1 protein-coding gene is annotated in these 217 nt (G+C 49.8%); it reads left to right on the forward strand.

Features of this window, described 5'->3' with window-relative positions:
• Positions 1–217, forward strand: a 217-nt coding sequence (locus AAC855_RS21860; RefSeq protein WP_340612151.1) for a transposase, incomplete at both ends; no start/stop codon positions are given.

The raw sequence follows: 217 nt of genomic DNA on the forward strand, positions 1-217 counted from the left end.
ACAGCAACAGTTTATTGAGCGCTACAACGCGCTGAAAGCGGAATGTGGGCAAAATGAGCCGATTTTGTTTATTGATGCTGTGCATCCTACCCAATCTACAAAATTAAGTTACGGCTGGATGAAGCGTGGAAGGACGCAGGTTAAAGTGGTCGAAACCACCGGCAGCCGCACCCGCCTCAACATTATGGGCGCCCTCAATTTGCAACGGATTGAAGCG

This window comes from Xenorhabdus bharatensis, assembly GCF_037996705.1.
Taxonomy (GTDB): Bacteria; Pseudomonadota; Gammaproteobacteria; order Enterobacterales; family Enterobacteriaceae; genus Xenorhabdus; species Xenorhabdus bharatensis.